General features: G+C 43.9%; 20 protein-coding genes. 7 read left to right on the top strand and 13 right to left on the bottom strand.

The window, feature by feature from the left end:
- Window positions 1–43 precede the first annotated feature (43 nt).
- On the top strand, window positions 44–1324 hold the full coding sequence (locus tag ONB37_08025) for a T9SS type A sorting domain-containing protein (protein ID MDZ7400093.1): 1281 nt from the start codon (window positions 44–46) through the stop codon (window positions 1322–1324).
- A 206-nt stretch (window positions 1325–1530) separates the two neighbouring features.
- Here the strand turns inward: ONB37_08025 and ONB37_08020 are convergent, their stop codons facing one another.
- Together ONB37_08020 and ONB37_08015 are read right to left on the bottom strand one after the other, a co-directional pair.
- Window positions 1531–2463, bottom strand: coding sequence for a hypothetical protein (locus ONB37_08020; protein MDZ7400092.1), 933 nt, complete (start codon window positions 2461–2463; stop codon window positions 1531–1533).
- Between the two features lie 171 nt (window positions 2464–2634).
- Window positions 2635–4125: an amino acid carrier protein gene (locus tag ONB37_08015; protein ID MDZ7400091.1), complete on the bottom strand. Its 1491-nt coding sequence runs from the start codon at window positions 4123–4125 to the stop codon at window positions 2635–2637.
- A 644-nt stretch (window positions 4126–4769) separates the two neighbouring features.
- Here ONB37_08015 and ONB37_08010 point away from each other — a divergent pair.
- Entirely contained in the window at window positions 4770–5696 is a 927-nt protein-coding gene (locus ONB37_08010) for a M23 family metallopeptidase (protein MDZ7400090.1), read from the top strand.
- 176 nt (window positions 5697–5872) lie between these two features.
- On the opposite strand, the gene ONB37_08005 is transcribed toward ONB37_08010, so the two are convergent.
- Window positions 5873–6751 (bottom strand): patatin-like phospholipase family protein, encoded by an 879-nt coding sequence (locus tag ONB37_08005; GenBank protein ID MDZ7400089.1) that lies wholly within the window; start codon window positions 6749–6751, stop codon window positions 5873–5875.
- Window positions 6752–6892: 141 nt separating this feature from the next.
- On the bottom strand, window positions 6893–9343 hold the full coding sequence (locus tag ONB37_08000) for a glycoside hydrolase family 31 protein (GenBank protein MDZ7400088.1): 2451 nt from the start codon (window positions 9341–9343) through the stop codon (window positions 6893–6895).
- A 218-nt stretch (window positions 9344–9561) separates the two neighbouring features.
- On the opposite strand from ONB37_08000, the gene ONB37_07995 reads away from it, so the two are divergent.
- The gene (locus tag ONB37_07995; protein MDZ7400087.1) at window positions 9562–10089 is read left to right on the top strand and encodes a cob(I)yrinic acid a,c-diamide adenosyltransferase; all 528 of its coding nucleotides are present in this window, start codon (window positions 9562–9564) and stop codon (window positions 10087–10089) included.
- A 254-nt stretch (window positions 10090–10343) separates the two neighbouring features.
- Here ONB37_07995 and ONB37_07990 read toward each other — a convergent pair whose 3' ends face one another.
- Window positions 10344–10964: a hypothetical protein gene (locus ONB37_07990; GenBank protein ID MDZ7400086.1), complete on the bottom strand. Its 621-nt coding sequence runs from the start codon at window positions 10962–10964 to the stop codon at window positions 10344–10346.
- A gap of 363 nt (window positions 10965–11327) precedes the next feature.
- On the opposite strand from ONB37_07990, the gene ONB37_07985 reads away from it, so the two are divergent.
- Entirely contained in the window at window positions 11328–12677 is a 1350-nt protein-coding gene (locus ONB37_07985) for a TAXI family TRAP transporter solute-binding subunit (protein ID MDZ7400085.1), read from the top strand.
- Window positions 12678–12935: 258 nt separating this feature from the next.
- Here the strand turns inward: ONB37_07985 and ONB37_07980 are convergent, their stop codons facing one another.
- A complete protein-coding gene (locus ONB37_07980) occupies window positions 12936–14114 on the bottom strand; it encodes a 4Fe-4S binding protein (GenBank protein ID MDZ7400084.1) in 1179 nt (392 codons plus the stop codon).
- 129 nt (window positions 14115–14243) lie between these two features.
- Window positions 14244–14939, bottom strand: coding sequence for a phosphatase PAP2 family protein (locus tag ONB37_07975; GenBank protein ID MDZ7400083.1), 696 nt, complete (start codon window positions 14937–14939; stop codon window positions 14244–14246).
- A gap of 243 nt (window positions 14940–15182) precedes the next feature.
- Here ONB37_07975 and ONB37_07970 point away from each other — a divergent pair, with 243 nt between their 5' ends.
- A complete protein-coding gene (locus tag ONB37_07970) occupies window positions 15183–16214 on the top strand; it encodes a hypothetical protein (GenBank protein ID MDZ7400082.1) in 1032 nt (343 codons plus the stop codon).
- Between the two features lie 262 nt (window positions 16215–16476).
- Here ONB37_07970 and ONB37_07965 read toward each other — a convergent pair whose 3' ends face one another.
- The 5 genes from ONB37_07965 to ONB37_07945 all read right to left on the bottom strand — a co-directional run bounded on the left by ONB37_07965 (window position 16477) and on the right by ONB37_07945 (window position 21813).
- Entirely contained in the window at window positions 16477–17271 is a 795-nt protein-coding gene (locus tag ONB37_07965) for an ABC transporter ATP-binding protein (GenBank protein ID MDZ7400081.1), read from the bottom strand.
- Between the two features lie 10 nt (window positions 17272–17281).
- Entirely contained in the window at window positions 17282–18073 is a 792-nt protein-coding gene (locus ONB37_07960) for an ABC transporter permease subunit (protein MDZ7400080.1), read from the bottom strand.
- Between the two features lie 195 nt (window positions 18074–18268).
- Window positions 18269–19777, bottom strand: a complete 1509-nt coding sequence (locus ONB37_07955) for a phosphate ABC transporter substrate-binding/OmpA family protein (GenBank protein ID MDZ7400079.1) — start codon at window positions 19775–19777, stop codon at window positions 18269–18271.
- Window positions 19778–19953: 176 nt separating this feature from the next.
- Window positions 19954–21069, bottom strand: a complete 1116-nt coding sequence (locus ONB37_07950; protein MDZ7400078.1) for a hypothetical protein — start codon at window positions 21067–21069, stop codon at window positions 19954–19956.
- 15 nt (window positions 21070–21084) lie between these two features.
- Window positions 21085–21813, bottom strand: a complete 729-nt coding sequence (locus tag ONB37_07945; protein MDZ7400077.1) for a hypothetical protein — start codon at window positions 21811–21813, stop codon at window positions 21085–21087.
- Window positions 21814–22646: 833 nt separating this feature from the next.
- On the opposite strand from ONB37_07945, the gene garR reads away from it, so the two are divergent.
- Complete coding sequence (garR, locus tag ONB37_07940) at window positions 22647–23552, top strand: 2-hydroxy-3-oxopropionate reductase (GenBank protein ID MDZ7400076.1); 906 nt, start codon at window positions 22647–22649, stop codon at window positions 23550–23552.
- The gene (locus ONB37_07935) at window positions 23553–24626 is read left to right on the top strand and encodes a Gfo/Idh/MocA family oxidoreductase (GenBank protein MDZ7400075.1); all 1074 of its coding nucleotides are present in this window, start codon (window positions 23553–23555) and stop codon (window positions 24624–24626) included.
- A 189-nt stretch (window positions 24627–24815) separates the two neighbouring features.
- Here ONB37_07935 and ONB37_07930 read toward each other — a convergent pair whose 3' ends face one another.
- Window positions 24816–26741: a PorV/PorQ family protein gene (locus ONB37_07930; GenBank protein MDZ7400074.1), complete on the bottom strand. Its 1926-nt coding sequence runs from the start codon at window positions 26739–26741 to the stop codon at window positions 24816–24818.
- Window positions 26742–26760: the final 19 nt, after the last annotated feature.

Raw genomic sequence — 26760 nt, 5'->3', positions numbered from 1 at the left:
CACCCCAGCCTCTTGTCACCTATCGTTTTGAAAGGGACGCAGCATGAAATTTATCGATATTCTAAATATCTTCATCCATTTTATTTTCATGATCGCGCTCATGATCATCCCTGCCGAAGCTCAGGTCACCCCCACCGATGAGTGGGTCTGTTTCTATGGACGAAATTCCTTATTCCATGGAAAGCCGATCCCGATCGGTACAATAATCGATGCTTACGACCCAAATAGCGTTCATTGCGGATCATTCACCGTTACAAGCCCAGGACAATACGGCTTTTTATTCGTCTATCGAGATAATTTCCTCACTGAAGATATCGATGAAGGTGCCGAACCAGGAGATACGATCAAGTTTAAAATCAATGGAGTTTGGGCAAAAACGTTCGGTCCAGATACCAGCGTTTGGACGCAGAAGGGGGATATTTTGGAGGTGGATATTGCCGATAACCTCCCGCCGATTCAGATCTCAGAGATCTCTTTTCTGAGTCTGCTCGAAGATGCCCCAGATACAATGATCGCGGACCTGGATGAAGTTTATATTGATCCTGACGGTGACTCGCTCCAATTTGCTGCCGTGACCGATCAATCTGCCATCATCCCTTTTATTGATGAAAATAATTGTCTTCATCTTTCCTTGCAGCCTAACTGGTCTGGGGCTGCATCGATCGTTATCGTTACGCAAGATCTGTGGTTTGAAAGTCACGATACGATTATCATTCAAGTAAAAGAAATTAATGACCCGCCCATTATTTTAGGTTTGCCGGACACCTCCTTTTCCTGTAACACCAGCTTGATTTTGGATCTGAACAATTATGTCATTGATGTGGACCATCCAAAATCAAGCTTACTCTGGCAGGCAGAGGTCCAGCCACCCTATCATGATTCCCTCACTATAGAAATTGATAACGTTGAAAAAACCGCAACCTTTCGGGCCAGATACAGCTTCAATGCGCGAGTCACTGCAATTTTTAAAGTATATGACGACAGTCTTGGTTTCGATCGCGACTCAATGAGGGTTTGGGTGAAATTTCCAAGCGCAGCGAACCAAATGGATATCTCGCACTTAACAATGGAATTGTGGCAAAATTTTCCCAACCCCTTTAACGAAATAACGACGATTTCATACTCATTAGCGGCTTCAGCGAATGTAAAGCTGGAAATTTATAATCCACTTGGCGAGAAGATCAGCACACTTATCTCTCAACAGCAGCCCGCTGGTGAATATTCAATCCAATGGAAGGCACAGGATCTGAGCTCTGGTGTTTACTTGATGGTTCTTTGTGCGGATAGCGTTACAATAAAGCGAAAGCTATTGCTGATAAAATAGATTTCGAGTCAAGCAAAAACTCGAGTATCAATTAGCGGCATGATGAAGAATGGAACGCCAAATTTATTTCTGATGAGATTTATTCTGACGTGATTCACTTGACTCGAATGATTCGAGACGAAAATCCGCTGGTAACAAAATATTACCACAAAAGAATCAGCAATGAGAATACAAGGGGGCTATGAAAATGAGCGGATCGATAATCTTTAAAGCTCCCCAATACATTGGCTCACCACCTTTCCCAGAAGTGGATGATCTTTGATCTGTTGTTTGAATTTCGTCTGATCAATTTCAAATTGGTGGCTATGCAAAGATTGCTCCACTCGGTCCGCATACTCAGCGGATTCGAAGTAACTGGCCAATCTGTCACTGACCGCAAGAACCTGCTCGTCTGTGAACCAATTCCAAATCTTCCCGCTATTTTTCTCCACCACACAATTTAGCTCCACAGCCCAAGCTGCTTTAAATAGACCGACCATCCTCAAATCCCGAAGCATGGCCTGAAATTGCCCTTCAGTGAACGGATTAAAATATCTAAAATGCTTCGAATAGAAAACAGCATTATGGTAGTGCTCGGGGATATTCAATAATCCATCCGTTTTTAGTCTCATGGCCATATTGATGAAAATGCCAACGATTTTTCTTCCCATCCGCAGCCCTGGGTAAATCTGTCCTGGCAATGGAGGGCGCGAGGGAGCAAACTGGGCAGTGGGATCCTGTAATGTCAACCATTCGATCACGATCATACTGAATTTTTGACCAGCGATATTTGATGGAAAGATCGGCTTAGCGATAAACATCTTTTTTCTAACGATCAGCTCTCCCAAAAGGTGATCGGGATCTTCCTTCTCGAAATATGCTTTTAGAGTATGCCGATAGGGATCATCAGCGTTAATTCTAATGATGAAATTTCGGAAGCCTCGCTTATTCAGATCCTTAAAAACGCCGTATTCCTCCAAAGCTTTGCGAACGCCATTTTCTGAATAAAAATTCAAGAACAGATGCGGTCGCACTTTGTCTCTCAAGTCTCCCAGAACTTCTTCGGCAGATATGATTTGATCAGCTTTGGTGCTGCGTTGTAGCTCAAAATTGGTTAGCTGCTCGTAAATGCGTCGGTATTTTTTAGAGATATATGGCATATTAGAACCAATCCAAATAAGTGCAAAATAAAATTCAAATCCACTCGGATGATAAAAAAGGACTACCAATCTTCGTGGGAGAACCCTATATGAATTTGGGCCTTTAACATAATTTTTATTAACTCGAAGAAAAAGAGAAGCTGAATACCTCAGCATCAAATGTGATTTCTTTTAACGAAAGGTCTCACGAGTTGTCCGTGCCACAATTCGAGATAGAAAAATCAGTCCCACTAAATTGGGGATGGCCATAATCGCATTAAATGTATCTCCCACATTCCAAACGATATCAAGATATTTTCCGGTCATCAATGCACCGAAAAACAATAATATGATGAAAACAATGCGATATGGCATGTGCGACTTCACCCCCCAGATATATCCGATACATTGTTCCCCGTAATAAGCCCAGCCTAATAAAGTCGTATAGCCGAAGAAAAAGGACGCCACAGCTATAATAATCCCGCCATAGGGGATAACAGAGTTAAAAGCTTGTACAGTTAGCGCGGTGCTTGAGAGCCCTCCCGCAGCGAGATCGTATCCTAATTTTTGTGCCATTTCATGAACTTGCGGAGGCAGGGAAGCGAGAGCAGTGAACGGTTCCCCTTCCTTGATTAATTCCAAACCGCAGGCGGGGGTTAATTTCCAAACGCCAGTGACAACAATGGTCAAAGTGGTTAAAGTATTCACCAATAGCGTATCTATAAAAACCCCGGTCATGCCGAGCAGTCCATTGAAAGTCGGATCTGGAGATTTGGCGGCGCTTTGAGCGATTGCTGCAGAACCTAATCCGGCTTCATTTGATAATACTCCGCGACGGACTCCCAAACTGATGGCCTTTTGGACCGAAGTACCAATGAGCGCCCCACCCATAGCCTTTACAGAGAAAGCTGATTTGAAAATGGTAACAAACGCATCATCTAATTCTGAAATTTTGGCGATCAAAATGACGAATGCACCTCCAAGATAGAACAGGATCATGGTCGGCACCAATTTCTCAGACACTGCGCCAATGCGCTTAATCCCGCCAATAATAACCACACCGACCAAACCGGTAATAACAACCGCGCTCACAATGGTAGGAATGTTAAATTGGCTTTTCCATGCCAAGGCCATCGAATTAGACTGCATCATGTTGCCAGTGCCCATTAAAGCAGTTATTCCACCACATACGGCAAACAACATTCCAAGAAATTTGCCGATGGATTCGTTTTTGATCCCATATCGGCAATAATACATCGGCCCTCCAGCCATTGAGCCGTCTTCAGCGACCTTACGAAACTTTATTCCAAGAAAGCATTCCGCATATTTTGTTGCCATCCCAATAAAGCCAGAAATCCACATCCATAGCGGAGCGCCAGGTCCACCCGTAGCGATTGCTGAAGCGACGCCCGCGATATTGCCATTTCCGACTGTCGCCGCCAAAGCGGTCATTAAAGCTGCGAATGGAGAGATATCGCCCTGAGTATCTTTTAAAATTTCACTTTTCTTGCCTCCTTGAAACAAATACTTAATTGATAATCGAAATTGACGGATCTGGACAAATCGAGTCATGATGGATAGCAAAATACCCGTGCCAACCAATAACAAGATCATCCAATTGCCCCACATAAAAGTGACAACTGTTTTTGACAAAGATAATAAGACTTCCAAAAAACCAGTCATGCAGCGCCTCCTCCGGAAAATTTAGCCAAATTGTCGGTCTCGTGTTACATTTAGTGTATTTAAAAATTATTGGCACGCTCACTTAAAATAGCAAAAATTATTTCTAAGTCAAGTTTTTTTTCTTGAATAATGGAATGAGACCAAATTTCCAAGTATATCACAATTTCTGCTGCATTTAAATAAGCAAAATTTTTTATATGATTGTAGATCCAAATGGCATTTCAAATTGGTAATCCTGCAAAATTGCTTTGATTTAAGATTTCCTTTAATTAATGATGATTTAGAGTCACTTTTTTGAAAACTGAAATCCATCTAATATCCATTTTGCAGCTCCGTTAGCATTAAAAAAATCGGATCACAAATATTTTGCTTGACCAATAAAATGAAAATGCTTATATTGGTATTTAAAAATTACAATAGGACTTAACTTTAAGTTTTGATCTGGTAAAAATAGAGGCAAAAGGTTCATAGTGGGGGCTTTTACAAAAAGTTAATTTTTTGCTTGACAAATATTATTTTCTTTATTATATTTAAAGTCATTTTGGATTGCCTCACCAAAGACTAGACACCTACCAAGTTAAGGAGGAACAGAATGCAGCTCCCAAGGAAAGGTCACCACTATTAATCAATTCAAGGAGATTGATATGCGTGACAAGCGCGTCAAGTTGGTTTTTTTTTCTCTAAGGGGGTCAGAAGTCCGCGATTTTAGCATTTCATGGCAAAAGATCTTGCTTTTTTCCGTCATGTTGGTCATATTTCTGATAATTCTGGTTGGGGCAGTTGTTGGTCTTATTTCTAACTTTTATCAGAACTCTCGAATCACCACTCTCCAAAAAACCAATCAAATCCTGAAAAATCAACTCGGGGAAATGCGAGAGCGAATTGATGCGGTTGCCGCTCAAATCGAAAAAATCGAACATTTTGATGATGAGCAGCGGCTTATTGCTGGGCTTGATATCATTGCTAAAGATATGCGAAATGCAGGTCGAGGCGGTCCATCGCTGGCAAGCTTTGTGGGTGACTTTAGCGTGCTTCCCGACCATACACGAGATGAGCTTACTAACATCAGAATTCAAGTGGATCAGCTTGAAAAAAGAGTCGAATTAGCGAAAGAAAGTCAGCAGGAAATCGCCGAAATTTTTAAACAAAAAAAAGAATGGGTTGAGCACTTGCCGACAATAAACCCTGTTAGAAATGGCCGAATTACTGATACATTTGGCTACAGAATTGATCCTTTTATTGAAAAACCCAAGATGCATACAGGGCTTGATATTGCAGCGCCTGTGAATACCCCAGTCTACGCCGCGGCAGCAGGGTATGTGGAGTCGGTCCACCATAGTTACAGTCCTAATGCCAGCTATGGTAAATATGTTGTGATTGATCATGGCTTTGGTAAGAAGACAGTATATGGCCATTTAAGCAAAATTTTTGTCAAACCTGGGCAACAGGTCAAGCGTTGGGATATTATTGGTGCGGTAGGAGAAACCGGAAGGGCTACTGGGCCGCATCTTCATTATGAAGTTAGGATCAATGATGACCCTGTTGATCCAGCAAAATACTTTTTCGAATAGTTCCTTGGTTTGCAATCAGCAAATCGCTCAAACTGAAATCACATTTTTGAATATTTGATTATTCTTTGCACCCCTCTTGGGAAATCCCAGAGGGTTTCTTTTTTGGAAAGGCTCGATCAGCAATTCATAATCTGAAAGCGAATTAAAGGAAGGATTGCAGTTTTTTTATTATCTGATTATTCCAGTTTTTCTTTAGCGATTTGATAGCCGAGATCAATATTTCTGGCGATTAGCTGAGGCGAGAAATCTAATTCGTCTCCAAAGGATTGATCTTTGGCTGGGGCAATCAATTTTAATTCAATAAATCTATATTTTCCTCCTCTAAAAGCCACTCCCTTATTAACCGCTTTGTTTATATCTTCGCAAGTGTTAATATCGTTTCTTAGTACCTCATTGTAAAGAATCGCGAGCGAGCGGATCCCAATGTTTACCAAATTATGAAAATCTCTCATTTGTTCACCAATTTCTAATGGATAGCAGTGCAATACAAAAATCTGGTCGCAGCCAGCTTGAATGGCTGGTTTTAAAGGAGCACTATCTCGCACACCTCCATCAACGTATTGTCGCCCTTCATAGGTAATTGCTGGAAAAACCATTGGAATAGCCGTCGAGGCCAGCAACATCTTTTGAAAATCATGATGAGTTTTATCAACCAATAGATAAGCTCCTGTTTGTAGCTGAACGGTGCCAATTTTCAGCTCAATAGGGCTTTGTTTTAACTTATCGAGATCAATGTATTTTTTGATTTTTTTCCATAAAGGCGTATTGTCATAAATCGATCGGATTAGCTTCCAGGGACGGAACCAATTATTTTTATAAATATCTGAATTCCCTTTTATCTCGCGCCATAGCCGCTCAAGAAGGTGCAAATCGCCCTCTTGTGCCCAGAATGTTGCATTGAGTGAACCGACGGAGATGCCTGAAATAAATTCAGGTTGCAAACCCTGTTCAGCAAGGTAGAGCATCATGCCAAGTTGCCCAGCTCCTTTTGCTCCACCTCCAGACAAAACAAGGCCAATTTTCCTTCTTGACATCATCCCACCTCGATTTTTCATAAAAGCTCTGAGTACATGCTATTAATAATCACAAAAAATGATTTGCACTTTTGTTACCGAATAATCCTAACGAATATTCAGCTCATCATAGAATGATTTAGGTTTCAACCATCATTTCGTTTCAATAATTCTCTCAATAAATTAAAATCTTACTTCCAAGTTTGCTTTTGACCAGCTATCAGGAAATTTCACATACAGCAGTTTCTTGGTCGAGTGATAAGTCCATCCTAATTTTTCTTGATGAAGTTCATCTAGCGAAACCGTTTCTTGCAAGGATCGCTTGTCTATATTCACACGGTGAGGTTTGAGGTCGCTAGCATGAAATTTTAGCAGGAATGATCGCTTTTCTGGTGAATAGCCGTCAACGATTCTTTCAATAAGTAAGTTGATTTTTTTCTGCTGGACAGATAATTCAAATTGAGTTATGCGATATTGACCTTTTTGATAATCGAAACTGTTTCCATCATCCTCGTACAGTGAATCATTACTGATCCCCGGACTGGGATATATTTCTACCACAAGGGGATCAGGTGGCAATTCTCCCACGTATTGCATCGTTGGCTGCATGGGCAGGATAGACCCCGATTTGACGAACATGGGAATTTGATCTAAGGGCGCTTCGACGAGTTTTTCAGTTGGGCCAATTATTTTTTCGTCAGTCCAGAAATTATACCATTCACCTTTTGGAAAATAAACCTTTCGCACGATTTGATTGGCCTGATAAACAGGAGCAATCAACAGCTTATCGCCAAGCATGAATTGGTCATCCATCCAATATGTCATGGGGTCTTCCTGAAATTCATAGATCATAGGACGCATGATTGGCGCATTTTGGGTAGCACTTTGATAAAAAGTATGGTAAAGGTAAGGCAATAATTGATAACGGAGTTGAATATATTTTTTATTGATTTCTTCATAGCTATCGCCAAATGACCAGGGCTCCTGATCTGGTGTATCAATGCAGGTGTGCGTACGAAATAAGGGGGTAAATGTCCCTAATTGAATCCACCTTGTATAGAGTTCAGATGTGGGAGCATTCATAAAGCCACCGATATCCATCCCACAGAACGCTACGCCCGTCATCCCCAGTCCTAAACACATCGCTATTGACATTTTTAGATGTTCCCATGAAGCCACATTGTCCCCAGTCCACACCGCGGAGTACCGCTGTACACCTGAGAATCCAGCTCGAGTGAGGACAAACGGCCGGTCATTGGGTCGCAACTTTTTAATTCCTTCGTAACTGCTCTTTGCCATGAGCATTCCATAAAGGTTGTGGATTTTTAAATGATCTGCTTTTCGTCCTTCATCGTCAAATTGGACAATATCTGGAAATGTGCCACCCCAAGTAGCAGGTTCATTCATATCATTCCAGAATCCCACCACACCGTCCTCCACAAGATCGCGATAAAGCTCACCAAACCAATCCCGTGTTGCCGGTTTGCTAAAATCGGGAAAATGACACCATCCAGGCCAAACCTGACCCTGATAATAGGTTCCATCGGGGTACTTGCAAAAATGATCCCCTTTGATTCCGTCCTGATAAACCCAATAATTGGGATCCACCTTGATGCCAGGATCAATAATGACCGCTATTTTAAAACCCATGTTTCTCAAATCTTGTATCATTCTTTTAGGTTGCGGAAAACGCGTTTTATCCCAGGTAAATATGCGGTAGCCATCCATATAGTGGATATCAAGGTAGATCACATCACAAGGGATTTGTTTGGATCGAAATGTACGAGCTAAAGCCAAGACTTCGCTTTCAGGATAATAGCTCCAGCGACATTGCTGATAGCCTAGACTCCACTTGGGCGGCAGGGGAAGGGTTCCCACCAATTGTCCATAGCGTGCTAAAACCTTTTTTAAAGAGGGACCATAAATAAAATAATAATCCATTGGCCCATCATCGGCGCTAAAGCTGAAAAACTGGTCAGTTCCAGCACCGAGATTAAATTGTGATCGGTAGCTATTGTCGAAGTAAATTCCGAAGCCCCGGCCTTGGTACAATCCCATGAGAAATGGGTGCGATTGATAGAGCGGATCTTGCGTGGGCGTATAACCTGGAATATCAGAATTCCACATAGTATAGACGTGGCCGCGCTTGTTCAACCCTCGCGTTTTTTCGCCTAAACCATAAAAAGATTCATCATGCAATTCTTTCCAGCAGCAAATTTTGGAACCGTTCCAACCCGTTCCAAAAGCATCATGATCCTTGCAGATTAAATTTCCATGAACATCATAAAACGCCAAACGGCAGGGGAACTTTTTGATTATCAACCTCAATTCATTTGTGCTGATTTGAATTTCATCAGAGAGATCAGCGACTGCTAGTTGGGAAGGCACTGTTTTGATGGGCAGAACAGAATAGGAATTGTCTACTCTGAAGCTGCCATGAGCAGCGACCTCAATTCGAAATAGATCATCACTGAGTACTGTAACTCTTACAAGGGCGTTATGGCATTGGATTACGATTATATTTTTGTTCTGCTCAAAACTGGTCACTCCACCAATGAATTGAAAGCCAGAAGAAGCAGCCTGAATCGCAATCAATGCTAAAAATAGCACAGCAAACAACAAGCTCTTGCTCATTTTCTCTCCTCAACTTTTTTCGATGATTTTGGCCAATAAGTTACTGTAAAGACTGTGATGAATCAAACTCTGTTTCTTTCAATCTGACATCAATAAAATTTGTTGAAATCTATTCAAAAAATGGTCAACCGAGATAGCCAAAATTTGTCAGGGCATGATATGGAACTTATTTTGTATAGCCAAGTTAATAGCAGAAATTTAATCAAGGAGCCTGTATCATGTCACGAAAAAAAGCAGATGTCTATACTCGAACTGGTGATGCTGGGACAACAGGACTATTTGGGGGCTCTCGTATCGAGAAAGATTCTCCCAGAGTTGAAGCTTACGGCACTATTGATGAACTCTGTGCCGTGATATCGGTCGTTAAAACAACAGATGTCAGCGCAAAAATTTTCGATGTGCTGAGCAAGCTTCAGGACTATTGCCATGATATTAATGCTGAGCTGGCCGCGGATGATCAAGGCATTAAAATGTTGACCAAACGGGTTAGCCAGGCTGACATCGAATATATTGAATCTTTGATCGATGAGTTTGATGCATCGTTAGCGCCGCTTAACCATTTTATTGTACCAGCGATCAAACCCTCGGCCGCATTCTTGAATTTAGCGCGAACAGTTTGTCGTCGCGCAGAACGAAGATTGTGGAGTTATTATCGCCAGCAACCTTTCAATCGACATATCATTGTGTTTTTCAACCGATTGGCTGATCTGCTGTTCACTTTTATGCGCTACGAAAGCGAACAATGAACAAACTACCGGGCTGATCATTCATTAACCCCAAAGAGGTTGGGATTTGAATTGAATAATCGGTTATTCCGTAGAGTCTTCCACAAAAATTTGATTTAAAAAAGTCCTACTGATTGCTTCCCATTCTTGAGATAATTCCAACAAAAGATTTCAAGGACCTGGTTATGCGTTTTTGGCGGGTTTAGCTGAATGATCAAGGACCTTGTATTGCGGTTTTTCGCAAGCTCAGCCCGATTAAACGACAGCAACAGGTTTTAGCCCGGCCTTTTTCTCATTATTTTTTTTATTATGCTATTGATTTTTCGAAGTACCTCCTCTTCACTTGGCTCATGATCGAATTGAATCGATGAAAGTGCCTTCTGCAGTTGGTTCATTTTGCCAAAGATATAACCGCGTAATGCCATAAGACGCTCTCGATTTGCAGTTTCCCAATATTGTCCCTCATCATGGACCTCTAAATTGGGGATATAAGATTGTTTGAGAAGTTGCAGCAATTTGATGATCCCAATATGCGCATCTACTGAGCCATATTGGGTCTTTACAAATAACCATGCCTGATCCCAGGTGAGAGAACCGTCGTGGATCATAATTTCTTGCATAAAACTGGATAACCGTCCCTCGGGGTTGAACATTACATCCAAAACTTCATTTTTAGGATCGCTAAAAATCGAAACTCCCCTGAGCGGAATATGTCCTTGAATTTTAATCCCCTTTGGCTCGTGAACCAAACGTGCATTAAAGGGCTTGCTCAAATTCAAGTTCCAGAGCTGATAGTTCCAGTTCATCGATTGACAATAAGCCATGATCTCGTTTTGAATCGGCTCAATGAGGGACAAATCTTCAATTGAACCGCGATAATAAATTGTTATTCCCATCGCGAATCACCTCGTTATCTTTGGATTGCAGAGAGCTCGAAAGCCATGGGAAATGGAACTGCTAATTATTGTTCAATTCAATGATAATAGCAATTTTTGAAAAAAGCAACATTTTTTTTGATTTTGTCATTATGATGTCACCATCGACCAAATACATGATTTGACCGTCCAGAATAGTGAGCTATTCTTAAGTTTCGGTGAGATCATCCTGAGACAATGCCATTCGCCCTTTCAATTGTTCTCATTAAAGAATTTCTGAGCTTGCAAATATCGAATTATTAGCTTATATTATTGCAACTGCTTAATATTAAGCTGCGAAACTTGTTAAATTCAATTCGCCAACCGAGACTTTAAGGGGTGAATATGCAGATCAAATCTGATCGTTTTTTCTTCGTAATTCTTCTTGCGCTCGTGACAATATTTCAGACTGGCTGTGAAAAACATCGGCGAATTTACCTCTTGGCTTCAGGTCCACCTGGGACTTCCTACTACCGAATCGGCAAAAATCTCGCTGAAGTCGTTTCAAATTATAGTCGCATCAAAATCGAGGCTGTGACAAAGCCTGTAGTTGTCGATGGGGATACGCTGCCGCTGAATGCTCAGAATAATTGTCGAATTCTCTCACGATTAAAAGTGGATTTCGCAATTTCTCAAAACGACGTTACGCTTATTCCCGTGGCTGGCGAAAGCAGCAATAACTTCAACAATTTGCAAAGCATCATCCCGCTATTCCCTGAAATATTGTTCATTTTTTACAAAGAAAATCTGAAACCGAACGACAATTCGCTCGCCGCCTTGATCCGTGGCCGAACAGTCACCATGGGACCTGAAGGGAGCGGCGAGGCAAGGTTGACAAAAAAGGTATTTCAGGAATTTGGGATTGGTCCCTATGAATACCAAGCTCGGCATGTGAATTTCGATGAAAACGTCTTGTCGGATTCGGTGGATCTTTGCTGTATGGTAACTGGCTTCGATAATCCTCGGGTGCAGAAAAGCATGGAACGGGGCGGAAAAATTTTTAGCCTTGGCGATCCAGATTTGGCAGGGAAGGGATCAGAAGCGGATGGGTTCTGCCTTAAATATCCCTTGGCCAAGCCACTCATTATTCCCAAAAATATTTATTCCAATCTCCCAGAGCATCCGATCTTGACCGTCGCCATCGATGCGGTTTTGCTCACTCGAAAAGATATGGATCCCGAAGTGGTGCACGAGGTCATTGAAACAATTTTAAACCGCAAACAGCACCTTGTCATGGATCTGGACAATAAACTGCTGAGTCAAATCTCCGAACAATTTGATCCGTTGAAGCTTCGTTTTCCACTACATCCTGGCGCACGACATTATCTTGAGCGGGACAAGCCGAGCTTTTATGAACGATATGCCGAATTGATCGGGGTGATATTTTCAATTTTCCTTGCATTGGTCAGTGGCATCGTAGCCCTGTCGCGATGGAGTCAGCGGCGCAAGAAAAACAGGATCGACGATTATTATAAACAAGTATTAGACATTCAGGTCCAGATTGATGATTTTGATGACGAACATGCTTGTCGTCTGGCAATTGCCAGATTGAAAGATTTGCGTGAGAAGGCATTCCAGCATCTCATTGCAGAGAAGCTTATGGCCGATGATAGCTTTCGCATTTTCATCACGCTGGTTAATGACACCCGCAGCGAAATTCATCAGCGGTTGTCGGAGATTCGGCAAGGAAACTAAAAGTCTTCAAGAAAGAGGCTTCGAATACTGAAGCTTGTGCGCTAAAAAATCAATAAAATGTCTATTGATATTTGGGAACCTGAATCCTAAAAATTGCCCAGGTAGCGGCGACATTGGAAAGTGAACACGAACCAAACTGGTTTCTGGGGCAGAATTCGAACTTGAATTAGGCCGTGTCATTCCTGCGAATGCGGGGATCTCTTTAAAAGTTCTTATTTGACTCAATTATAAAAAGCGAAGTTGATTGAATGCTTGCCGTTAACCCTGGTCTCTAAACCACAATTTTCTTAGCTTTCTTTTGGCCAATTCCCAGAGGTAAGGTTTGAGACGTCCCTTTTCGATTAAGATTTGTTTGAATAGATCTCGTTTTGTGCGTGGTGGAATTGCCATATTTTGCCGGGGGATTAGCGCAATGGCTTGGTTTGGGCAGGAAGAGATGCAGGCGCCACAACCGAGACAAATAAGACTGTTAACTTGGCTCACTTTTTTCGTTGCTGAACGATCACGACCGATGGCCTTAACATTACAAGCTGAAAAACACGCCCCACAATAGTCGCATCGCTGGGGATCAATCAGCGCGATATAGCTGGTTTTGGCTACGCCATCGTAATAGCCCATCTGTACACCAGCCATGATCTCGCAACAGCAGCCGCAGCAATTGCAGATGAAAGTCGGTCGGTTGCGGATATTATCGGTCACATGAGTGAGCTTCAGTTCATGCGCCCGATCGATGATTGCTAATAATTGTTTTTTACTCTTTGGCACGGCAAAACCTCGTCGCGAAAGAAACTTGGCACCGTTGCCCAGTGAAATACAGATTTCCTCCATGGGCGCCCCTTTTTTGCATTCGAGCCCCTCATGATGCCGCTTATGGCGACAATAACACAATCCTGCTGCTCCAAACTCAGATTGCTTGATAATCTCCCTGGCGCTCTCGTAAGGGGTAACCACGCTGGTTACTGGGATATGCTCTTCGTAGACCAAAGATCGCGTCAGTTGGGTGGAGCTACCGAAGAATTCTTTTGCCATGCCGTGCTTCGGGTCCTGATGAAAATATTCTGTCATTAATTTCGCCAGTCGTTCCACTGGCAAATCGACGCGATGCTTCATGAAACTGAATTCAATGAACCCAATCACCCCAGGCATCAGCAAATAATAGGTGGTATTCTCGTAGGGCATATCCATGATCAGGCCTTTGTCGGCCATGGATTCCAAGATTGGCAATAGTTCATCTGGATTCATTCCGGTTCGCTGGCACAGTTCGGGGAGGGTTGTTTCCATCAAAGGGAACTTTGAACCCACATAGGCTTCTTGTTCGGTAAATAGAAGCGAAAGGATCTCCCGAAGGAGCTCGTTATCTACCAGGCCAATGGGATATTTGTTTAGCCGATCAATCAAGGGAACCAAATGATTTTTAGAGTAAGTAATATGGCCCATCAGGATGTCTCACTTGACTTTGAAATGAATGATTTGCACAAAAATAACTAATGGAAATTTTATGAAGCTTTGACACCTTAATCATTCGATCAGCGCTCAGGCTTTGTTGAAAACGAGATGGTCAGATATTCATAAAGCGAGCAAGATGCTGACCCCAGATGTACTGGGAACGAAGTGAATAGCAGTTGATTTTATGGAATTGGTCGCAAGCCAGGCGATCCACCATCCTAAAAAAGCCTGGGAGAAATAATGCTGATTATCATTGATGCGCGATAGGCCGGTGAGCGTTGATCCCAGGTACAGAGGGATTTTGATCAATTGAAGGTTGGTGTGTCGAGCAGCCACCAAAAATGGCAAAGCGCCCATAAAGCAATGTCCACTCACCCCATTGTTATCTTTGAAGGGATGCCATTTAGAACCATTATTCTCATAAGGTCGAGAAGCACCAGTCCCCAGTTGCAATCCTAAAACTAATGGCGCGCCAAGAATCAGGGCCCTGGAACATTCCTGCCCCCAATCTGAAATTTTGTTCATCAGCTTGTTTCTCGGAAAAATAAAGATCATGCTTGCTGTTGCTAAGTAAAGGGGCACCGTAATTTTGCCATTGCCAAATTGTTTTGCAACTTTTGAGATTTGATCTGTCGCCGAACTTCGAATATAATCATGATAGAGATTTTGAATCTCGGTATCGAAACTCGTATTAGCATAAAAGGCCCCGACGCCGAGTCCCAATGCGAGCTGGCCAATATTGTCCAGAGCGTAAAATTGTTGGTGATCATCCCAGATAGTTCGAGATAGCGTCGAGCAACTCTGATGCTGGCTCATCGAGATAGGAGTCCATGATGCTATGAGAAGGATTGCTGTACAGAACCTAATTTTCATCATCGAATACTGCCCTCAATCGTTTTATAGTATTTACTAAATCTACTGATAAAATTCAACAACTTTTTATCTCAATTGCCAAATATGGGAACAATTGAACTGAAAGCAGGTTAATATAAGACATTTTAAACCACTGAAGTGAAAATCAAATGTGTTATCACATTCATCAACAGAGGAGAAGAAAATATGAGTAGAATAAAAATCGTATTTGCGATCTTGTTCCTAACACTACTGAGCTTAACTCTGGCTGCCCAGGCTGATGTCAAACGAGAGTCCGTGACCAAAATGGATTTTAAAGGGACGCTTGGCACAATTATGAGGATTTTTGGCGCTGACAAGCCGATGCGGACGGTAGAATATTACAAGGGCAACGTCTTTCGATCAGACAACATAGATGATAAGGGGCGAATGATAAGCTCTCAGATCATTGACTTAGATAAAGAGCTCTTTATCACTCTCGATCATAAGGACAAGAAGTTCACTCAGATGACCTTTGAGGAATTTCGGCAAATGATGGCTCGAACTCTGGAACAAATGAAATCGGATCGGGAGAAAGCCCAGAGGGAGCACGCCGAGGTAGAATGGGATTTCAAGGTGAATGTCACGAAGCCTGGCGAGACCGAAGTGATCGTTGGACAGCCTGCTGAAAAGGTCATTATCAATATTTTGGTCACCAGCAAGACAACACAGCCAGCAAAACAAGAGGGAGCAGCTCAAACGGCGCAAGGTGACCTGATCGTTTCTTCTTCAAATTGGATGGTGAAATCGATCGATGGGCAAAAAGAGATCGAGAATTTTTATTTAAAATTCGCGGAGAAATTGGGGATGATGCCAGATAAGGGCGGCTTGGAACAGATGATGCGGCAACTTAACCAGAGTTATCCTCAGTTGGCTGATGCGATGAAAAAGCTACAAGAGGAGAGCAAGAAATTGTCGGGCGTGCCAGTACGAACTCATACAGTTTATGAGACCAGAACCCAGGCAACACCTTCATCTGGAACGGAACCTGAAAAGAAAAGCGCTGAGATCCCAACCTCGGTCGGTGGGCTATTAAAGGGGATTAGCAAAAAGGTAGCTAAATCTGAAAAATCAGAATCAAGCGCGAATGTACTTTTGGAAATCAGCGATGAACTTGTGAGCGCTGAAGTTGTTTCAATTGAAGCGAGTCAATTTGAAATCCCTGCAAATTATAAATTGCAGCCAAACGCGATGAAATAGCCCATTCGGTTCAAAAATTTATAGAAGCCCTTGGGAAGGCAAGCTTTTTTCACAAGGGCTTTTTCGATTTTTTCTTGCGTCATTTTTCGGTTTTCTGTTGCTGAAACTTTCATTAGAAAATTCTGGTGGCGAATTCATTGGAAAGAGCGGTCTCAGCGAAACATCGCATGGTTGGATTATTTGAGAACTGAATCGATAGATTAGCTAAGAATCAGATTCGATGTTTTGATCGGGTAGCTCCCAAAGAGACAATCCTATCAAATTATAACCCATACATGAAGTCTTCGACTTCGTTTTTTAGATCCAAAAATTGCTTAGTGCGCCGCGTGTCGCGCGTTCGAGGAAATGGCAAATTGACATTGAAGCTCTGAATGATTTTGGCAGGTCTTCCCCCCATGATATAAATTTTGGTTCCCAAAAATACCGCCTGCTCGATATCATGAGTAACCAAGATGATGGTGGATTGCAACTGTTCCCAGAGATTTGCCACCAAGAGATCGATCTGAAGGGCAGTGTCGTTATCGAGGCCGCGATTTGGCTCGTCCATGAGAACAATTCCGGGATTGGCGATGAGGCTTCTGGCAATCACCACTCGCTGGAGTTGCCCGCCCGATAGCTTGCCAAATTTAGCGTACTTATGTTCATGACCGTCCAATCCCACCGCTTTGATCATGTTCATCGCTCGGTCGGCAGCCTCCCATTCGGGGACACCCCGATAAAGCAGCGGCAGCATGACATTTTTGAGCACCGTGTAATGCTCCAATGCCGATGGCTCTTGAAAAACCATTGAGATCGGCACTTCTTGTAACCGATCTCTGCCGTGAATTAAGACTCTCCCAGAAGTGGGCTTGGTTAAACCTGCAATATATTTCAAAATCGTGGTTTTGCCGCAGCCTGATTTGCCCAGGAGCACAACAAACTCACCACTATCAGGAATATCCTCAATAAGCAAATTGAAATCTTTGATGATAAAGGTCCTTCCACCATCAAAACTGGTGCAGATGTCCTGAAGCTCGATAATGTCAGGCAGATTTGTATTGATAAAAAATTCAGCCATTCTGGACTCCCTAAGCATATTTGAACGGAAAAGCTTTTCGATCGACCCAGCGCAATATCTGGTCGAAGAGAAATCCGACGGCTACCATGATCAAAATTAGGGCGTAGAGTTTCTCAGCCTCGTGCTGCCGAAAATAGAGGTTGTAGATTAAGGCACCAATTCCCCCTTCTTGCTTATTGATCAATTCAACGTAGATCGCATAAGTCCAGCTAATGGCTACGATATTGATGAAGTCAGTTGAAACGCGAGAGAGCACCTGGGGGATGAATACTGTTTTGATAATCTGCCATTTGTTGGCACCTAATGTTTTCACTGCATCAACATAGACCTGAGGAATTTCCTGAACGCGGAAAACGACGGCTGTAATCAAATAGACCAGAATGGCGAATGTGAGGAATTGGACCTTCATGAAAAGATAAATGCCAAAGGCTGCCATGAACAGCACAATTGTGGCAGTTAGCGGAATATAGCGCGTTGCCTGAATGTACCCACCGAACAGCGCGCCAAAGAGAGGGAACAGGCCGATCACGAAACCAATGGGGAGTGCGATGGCCGCCCCCTCTAACCAGCTCATCGCGTTCATGAAGATGGTCAGTGATAAATGACGAAACATCTGATCCCTTACCACCAGTTCAGGCAAGCAGGCAACAATGGCGAACGGGGAGGGAAGGATCTTCGGGTTGAAAATTTTCACCGTCACGGCCAGCCACCAGAGCGCGATGATTCCCACCAGACCGATTAATCCAATCTGAATCCGAGCGGCCTTAGGCAAACTACCACGTAATTCGAAAAGTCCTGACACGAGCGTCTCCTCAAGTCGTGGGTTTCTAAACAAGCAACTGAAACCGTTGAGTCAGAATGAACCAGAATTGATTTCTAAAAAGGATAATTTTGAAAGACCATTTTGCTTCGCAATCAGATTTCTTAAAATCAGAGACCAGCAAATGAATTGCTTCACAAGCTGGTCAATTTTTATCGAGCTCTTGAAGCCAGGTCCTTATAATAGCGAGCACTCAGCCCTACGATTTAATGCGCGTCCCTCCTCGGTTTCGTTCGTGGCGATCGGTTGATCTGGTCCTTTGCCATCATAAATGAATTGATTTGGGCTGAGTCCATAAGTTTCCACCAAAAAATTGACAATCGCCCGAGCTCTTGCCTTTGAGAGCCGGATGTTATAATCCCGATCACCGACATTATCCGTATGCCCTATGATTCGAAATCGAGAGTTTCGATTCATCGCCACGATCTGGCCGTACTCGTTTTTGAGCTTTAATTGTTCTGCTGGACGCAGTACAGCTGAATCGAAATCAAAATTAATGCGAACGATCTTTGTCGCAACTGCTGGTTGGGTTAACATCCCAGGAGATGGTGGAGCAAAAGTTGCTGGCGCCTGCGCAAGATGTTCTGGACCGACCAGTGAGATCGAATTAAGGATGCTGACGTTAGAGACAGCTCGCCAGCGCGGCAGATTGGGCGAAGCAAAGCCAAGCTCCTGATAGACCTTGCAGGCTTCGTCATAAACCATCTCTGCGGTCACCCCTTTATAACTGGGATTGAGACTAAAGAATGCCACATTATCCCCATAAGTGGCAAATCGGACGTTGTTGAACGTTTCCAACCAATAATCTTCAGTTGTGCCGCTATATCCCGCAGTCATGATTTTTGCAGCAGCAGCTCGGGCGGTAGGGCTGGTATTAAGCTCCGCGGCTGCTTTCATCCAACCTTCGAGGAACGCCTTGAGATCCTTGGGTCGCTTGTCAATTAGATCTTGGCTGGTGAACATGATGCCAAATAGCATCTCAGAGGCCTCTTTCGTGCTCTTCAGCACATGAGCTCCAGGAACCCTGTTGCGAACCCCAATATCATCTGGTGACCATCCTACGGCGGCATCAAGTTGGCCGGTCTCGAACGCTTTGAATACCTGCGGCACCTCCATGAACTCGATCCCTTGAACGTCCTTCATCGTCATTCCTGCTGCTTTAAGCATATTCAATAGAAACCATTGAGAGGGAGTACCTGGTACATAGCCAACCTTTCTTCCAGCCAGATCGCTCATCGAACGAACCTCGGCTGTTGCAATGATCACATCGGCGCCCTGGGACTTGTCAGTCAGATAAAAGATCCGAGGATTGAAGGATAGTAATTCCTGGAGACCAATCGGATAGGAATCCACTGTCAGCACGATGATATCCAGCTTGCCCGCCTTCCAGGCTTGAATGGCGTCTGGAATCACATCGATGACCGTGAATTTAACTTTCAATCCATATTCCTTTAGGTACCGCGATTCGGGATTGGGCGACATCCCATTATTGAAATAAGGTCCAGGCGCCATGCCAGAGTAGGTCACGAGGTGAACTCGCAGTTCTTTTCCGCCAATACCAACTTCGCCAGGAAGAAATTTCCAGCCGATATAGCCAACAATTGCAACGATAATTAGGCCGATAAGTATTTTGGCGAACGGCGTTAATCCCCCTTTGCTCTCTCTTGCGCTAAATTGATCAGCCATTTTGTCCCTCCTTACCTGTCTTGCCAACAATAATGTGTTATTAAATTCACGATTGAATGATCCAAACCTAAAAGAGACCAGTCATCCACCTGCGCTGGGCAGATCTAACAGTTGAAAAGCGGCTGTGATTGTCAAAAAATTGCTCTGAAAGATCATCGGAATCCAGAGGGCTATTATTACCAGCGATATTTCTTTTTGCCTTCTGATTCTGAAGCCCCAGTTTCAATTGGAATCAATTGCTTTTTCTCTCCACTGGTGACGATTGCCACAGCTTGGCTGGTGTCTCCGGCGGATAACGCCTGCCCTGCTTTGCCGATATTCTCAGCCTGTTCCATCAACTGGTCGGTGGCTTTATCCCATTGTTCCAAAGTTTTCATCATGGCATCTTCACTGACCATGTCGTGGATCTCTGACTCTGCCATGAATTGGGGGGCTACCTGCATGAAACGATCCACCTGACCAGTAAAGAGCGCGATCTGATTTTGGACGTATTTAACGGATTGTTCGTAGATATCAACCCGAGCATCGCCGCCCAGCACGCTGGAAGTGGCTTCGGTTGCTTTCGCCATGGCCTGCGCCTCGCGATAATCGGCGGAAAGCGTGTCAGCGAAGAACTTGGTTTTATCTCGGTAGAATTCGAACGCCTGCTGCATTTTCTTCATGATCTGGCAATACTTTTCAGCGCGTTCGAGCCGCTTCTCGGATTTGGTCAAATTCGTCTGCAACATACCCGCTTCACTGCTGATCTTTTGAAATTGAAAGCGCTTTTCCTCATTGGTCCATTGTCCATCTTTGTAGAAACGGCTCTTGAGTGCCTCCGCCTGCTGAATCCGCTCATTGATTTGAGCCCGATAATTGTCGATATTATTTTTGATCTCGTTGCGGATGCCGTAGACGTGATCCGCGGCGCTACGGATCGTGTTGAGCTTTTCGCTGAGATACTCATTCACGTAGGCATAGATTATATCCAGGGGGTTGGATTTGATCATCAGCGAGGTGAACCAACGATAAAATTTTGCCCTCCAATACCAGAGGATCGCCCAAAATTTTTTACTGGTGAATAAGAACCAGAGAATCGCGGCCAGCACGACCAAAATTCCCAGCAGAATGGTCTTACCCACTAAGGTTATCCCCCAATTCACAAGCTGAATCAAGTAGGGCGCGGCCGCATAAAAGCCAACTCCGAGCAATGCAAGAAGAATCAATGCTCCGAAGTTACCCCAAGCCTTTTGCTTTTTCGATAAAAATGTCGTTACTTTATCAGCACCAGGCAATGTAGGCATATCAGTCATTTTCAATCCTCCAGACTATTTGATCTGTTTCAAATTTTCTTCCAATTCAATTTTGAGCTCTTGAAGTCGTTGACGATGCGCCTCTAACGCAGCATTAAAGAGGTTCTCTCGCTCGGCCTTCTTCTGCTTGAGCTGATTCATCTCGCTTTCAGCGATGATCCGCTGCGAGATCATTTGCATCCGCTCGTCCTCCAGCTTTTTCTTTTCGGCATTCTTCGCAGCAAGAAACGCTTCGATTTCCTGTTGCAGGATTTGCAAACGACTCTCCCGCTCCTTGATGCCTTGGCTCATCTGTTGTACTTTCTGCTCTACCTTTCGATAGTTATCCCGATAACTCTGCTCATTTGCTGCTTCGAACTCCTGTTTTTCTGTTTCTAAAGTCCGGGTTAAGCTGTCTAACGATTTCGATAAGATGGCTGGCGTTAACTGTTGGTTGCGGGTCTTTAGCGCTGTCTGCGCGGCATGAAATGCCAGTTGATAGCGCGTCGCCTTGTCCAGATTGGGAAATTTTTCGTTGATCACCGACATTTGATTGTAAAACTCAGCAAATTCGGCAGGCATGGCGCTCGCGATCGCTTTCTCGATTGCACCATAAAATTCTGAATCGCTCGCCGGAGCTGATTTTGGAACTTCCTCTTGCATCGGAATCGGCGCTAAGATGTCAACTTCTTTAGGGGAAGAAGTAACTGATTGCTCCTCTGCTTCGCGCCAAAACAGCCTTTTTATTTTCTTTAAATCTGCCATTCCAAGATCTCCTGAAGAAATATTCATCCAGGCGATGGATGAGAATTTTTTAATGCCAGCTTTAGAAAGCCTGCATTCTTCAGCTATGATAAAATAGGTTCAACTCAAATAATGTCCCATTATCATGTGAACAATCTTCGGCATGATTTTCACCGAGTTCAAACCATGATTCGCTTCGCGTAAAGATAGCGATGCTTCAGTATTCAGAAAATCGATCGAGTTCTGAATACCAAATCGCTCAGAATAAACGTAATCTGGATCGATTAGTTTCTTTTTGTCCACAAAAATTTTCAGCAAACAAGGACAGATTTGACCAAGACCATCTTTCTTTTTATCAAGGGTCAAATCATCGCCAACACCGAAAGCTATATTTACAAAATTTTCAGACAAAATACAACATTTTTTTATGTATGACCCGCAAATCATTTACTTCTCATTTAACACCGTTGTGGAGACAACAGGGGCGATTTAAGATGAAATGGGAGGCAATTTTAATCTTGATAAAATTGGCAGATGAAACCAGGTTTTTATTGCAACTGGATAATTATTTTTTTATATTTGCAACTTGATTTTTGGAGAAGAAAAACTAAATATTGTCCTATCAGAAAATAAAGCAAACTTCTGAGGTGATAAATGATGCCATCTTTTTCGACATCATCCTCTTTCTGGCTGAAATTAAATTCAAAGATGGCAGCGCAGCAACCGACAGAGAGACGAGTTGAAATTTTATGAATATGAGCTGATTAAAAGTGTGGAGATAAATATCAATTGAGAGTTATGAGATCTCGATCGCTGTTCATTTCAAACTGAAGATATACGGAGGTGAGAAGCGAATGATTGAGAACAAGCCTAAAATTGGTTTCATCGGGCTTGGTATTATGGGCAAGCCTATGGCACGGAATCTGATGAAAGCTGGTTATACCTTGGTGGTGTTTAACCGCAGCAGACCAGCCATTGATGAACTGGCTCGAGATGGGGCGCAATCAGCTCGGTCTGCCAGAGAAATTGCCCAGCGTTCTGATGTAATAATCACCATGCTCCCCAATTCAGATGATGTGGAGGCAGTTGTATTGGGAGAATCAGGGATTTTGGAAGGTGCGAATCCAGGGCAGATTATCATCGACATGAGCTCTATTGAGCCGTTGGTATCGCAGCGTTTGGCGGCCGAAGCCGCAAAGCTGGGTGTGGAATTTTTAGATGCACCAGTGAGCGGCGGCGAACCTGGGGCGATTCAGGGGACATTGGCCATCATGGTCGGCGGAAAAGAGGAAATATTCCATCGCTGTCGGCCAATATTCGAAGCAATGGGCAAGACTATTGTTCGCGTCGGCGATGTAGGAGCTGGGGGCTTCGCTAAATTGGCCAATCAAATCATTGTCGCGATCAATTTGGCAGCGCTGGGAGAAGCGTTCGTTCTTGCCCAAAAAGCAGGGCTGGATCCAGATAAATTATACCAGGCGATATCTGGGGGATTGGCTGGTAGCCGTGTGATGGATGCCAAAATCCCAATGATTGTAAATCGCAACTTCAAGCCAGGTTTCAAAATCAAATTGCATGACAAGGATCTCGCTAATGCTTTAGCCACCGCCGCACAATTACAAGTTCCCTTGCCGCTCACCAGCATCATGAAACAAATCTTATCCGCTCTTATCCTCGATGGCAAGGGAGAGATGGATCATGGGGCGATTATTCAATTTACTGAACAATTGGCAAAAATCGAAGTGAGAAAGGATCGTTAAATGGAAAAACTTGGGGTCGGAATTATTGGAGCAGGTGGAATTTCTGAAGCACATGGTGAATCGTTTGCGCGACTAAAAGATCGTGTGTCAGTCATAGCTTTCTCCGATGTAGATCTTGAGCGAGCAAGCTCTCGGGCTGAGCAATTCAACGCGCCTATTGCTACTAATCGCTATGAGAACTTGCTGAAGCGTGAAGACATCCATATTATCAGCATTTGCTCTCCCCCGGGCGATCATTTTCAGCAGATTGTCGATAGTTTGAGCGTCGGGAAGCATGTGCTTTGCGAGAAACCAGTGGTATTGAATTTGGCTCAACTAGATAAAATTGAAACGTTGGTGAATCAAACTGGATTATGCTTTGGTGGGGCGTTTCAATGGCGGTTTGGAACAGGTATCCAACAACTCAAAGATTTGCATGAGCATGGATTGTTCGGCAAAATTGTATATGCCACAAACAATTTGTTTTGGCATCGAACCCAGGAATATTTTGATGTGCCTTGGCGGAATACCTGGAACCGGTCTGGCGGTGGGATCATTTTTACGCTGGCATGCCATGGGTTGGATGCGCTGATTTATGTTTTAGGGGACATCAGCACTGTGATCGCTGAAGTTGCAGCGATGAAGTATCAAATTGAAATTGAAGACACTGGTGCTGCGATCTTGCGGTTTAAAAATGGGGGGTTTGGAGCTATTAATGCTACAGTGACCGCCCATCGGCAACGCAGCCATCTGGAAATTGTGGGGACCGATTTGGAAGCTATCTCTCCAGACGATCCGTACGGGGTGGCTTATCAGCCCTGGCAGTTCTATTCGGTAGATGCTCACCATGAGCAACGGGTGAAGCAATTTTTGGCAAGCAAAAACTATCAGTTCGAACCTGCCAGCCATCGTCGATTGGTCGAAGACTTCGTCAATGCCGTGATCAACAAGCGGCAGCCTGCTATTCATGTCGCTGAAATTCGGCGCTCGCTTCAGGTGCTTACCGCCATCTATAAAGCCAATCGGCTCGGCTGCAAGGTGGAATTGCCCATTGATAGCAGTGATCCGTTTTATTCTGCTCTGAATCCTGATTAGCTCTCAATTTGCTCCCAGCGCTTACAGCTTTTATGCTGAATTTAGATTGCGGTTATTAATTTTGGAGTCAACTCAGCGGGACCAAAATAGAAAACCCAACCAATGAACCATGGTCTGTGATCATTGATTGGGTTTTATTTTTCGATCAGTAATTATCGCACCTACAAGTGCGACGGTATCATCATCACGTTACAATTGTTTGATATAAATCAGATTGTTTTCCGTCTCAATCGTATAGTTGATGCGATTTCTCAGATCGATCACCACCCGAGAGAAACGATCCTCTGGGTGATAACCGAGCCGCGCGCGAATAAATGGGCCCATATTCAATTCATAAACCGAGCGATCGTCCAGTAGGAAAATACCTGGGAAATCCACTACAATACGATCTGGATTGTCCATGAGCTCATCGACGAACTTCACGCGGCCATTGCACACGATTTTCACTGTTTTCGCATCGACGATCTCCACCCCCTGGATGGCAGAGCCCTCAGGGACAGCTGGAGCGGTGGGTGCAGTGTATATGAGAAAATCGACGCGACGATTTCGGAACCGGCCTTCGGGAGTGGTATTGGTATCCACCGGCCTCATTTCGCCATAACCGATGGGCATGAAGAACCGATCATAAGAAATTTTTTCGCGCGTTGTCAAGAAATTGATCACGCTGTTTACCCGGCGCTGGGATAGTCGAATGTTGTATTCATCTGAACCGATGAAATCGGTGTGGCCAGAGATATGGACCTTGCTCTCTGGATAGGTGTTCAAGATTTCGGCCACTTTATGCATGGTCCCATATTCATCTGGTCTAATGTCCGCTTTATCGAAATCGAAATTGATGCGCATGGAGACCAGAATGCTGTCTCCATATTTTGGAACGGTTGGGGTGACCAATTCCAATTTACCCTTGCTAGACTCGACAATTTCCTGAATCCGTTTAAACCGTTTCTGCATTTCATCTTCGAGGGCTTTGGCTCGGCGTTCTGCCTCTTCCGCCGAAAGTCGCGCTTTTTCTGCCGCCTCCACCTCTTTTTTGAGTTGCTCTTTCAGTCGTGCAATCTCCCTTTGGTCTTGGGGCGTGATAGTGACCCTTGGTGCTTCCAACCCGGCAGCTCGACCAAAGGCAAAAACTAAAGAGAATCGGTGCGCCGCGGCATCAAAAACATCCAATGGGCTATAGGAATAATCCAATTGGGTCTGGGAACCATAAAACCAGCTCATCGGAATAATAAGCCCCAAGCCAGCCGACCAGCGGCTGGCCTCAAATTCGTGGATTTTGTACCCGCCACGGACCGCAATCAAATCGCTGAACACAATTTCACCGCCCACATAGGCTCTCACTTTCTGATCGACCAGCCAGGCGACATCGCACCCTGTATTTGCTTTGACATTGTCGACAATCGGGAAATGCAGCCCGATACCTGCCCGATACGTCTCAGGCAAGTTGTCCTTCTTTTTTAAAAACTCTAATTTCGTCAGTTCCAGATTCTGAACCAACGCCCCATAGGAGATATATTTGGTTCTCACTAATACGCCGAGATCTAATCCGACCGCGGTAGCCATTTGATCTGCCAAGTTCTGACGTACGACTTTCAAGGCGCCACCGAACGATACCGGGCGTTTGAAAATATTAACAAATGAGCCATATCCCAAAGTGAGAACGAAATCATTGCTGCTGATTTCCGCACCCGAGCGATTGAAATTGGGATCGAATTCTGTAACCGTTCCTTCGTTAAAATAATCCAGCTCAAAACCGAAAATGCCATAAAGCGTAGGGAGCGCCAGTCCCATAGCACCTTGCTGCGTATCATCGATCCAATTGTGGAAATGGATCCCCAACATGGGGTTTTTGATATAGCCTAAACCGCCGATATTATATCGAAGCAAACCGATATCATCGGCCAAGCCAGTGAACGCCTCTCCCATGCCAACTTGGCGAGCAGTGGGGCTGATTTGGAGGAATGATGCCCCATATTTTCCGATGCCCTGACTTTGTTGCGCATATCCAGAGAACGCAAGCAACGGCACCACGAGCAGCAAAATGATTTTCACGTATTTTATAGGATGATGGCTGCCATCTTGTCCGGCTGCCTCAACTGAGGTAATATTCTTTATCATATGATAGGTCCATGGTGAG

This window comes from candidate division KSB1 bacterium (genome assembly GCA_034506395.1).
Classification (GTDB): Bacteria; Zhuqueibacterota; Zhuqueibacteria; order Thermofontimicrobiales; family Thermofontimicrobiaceae; genus Thermofontimicrobium.
This window is presented reverse-complemented; position numbering and strand designations above follow the sequence as displayed.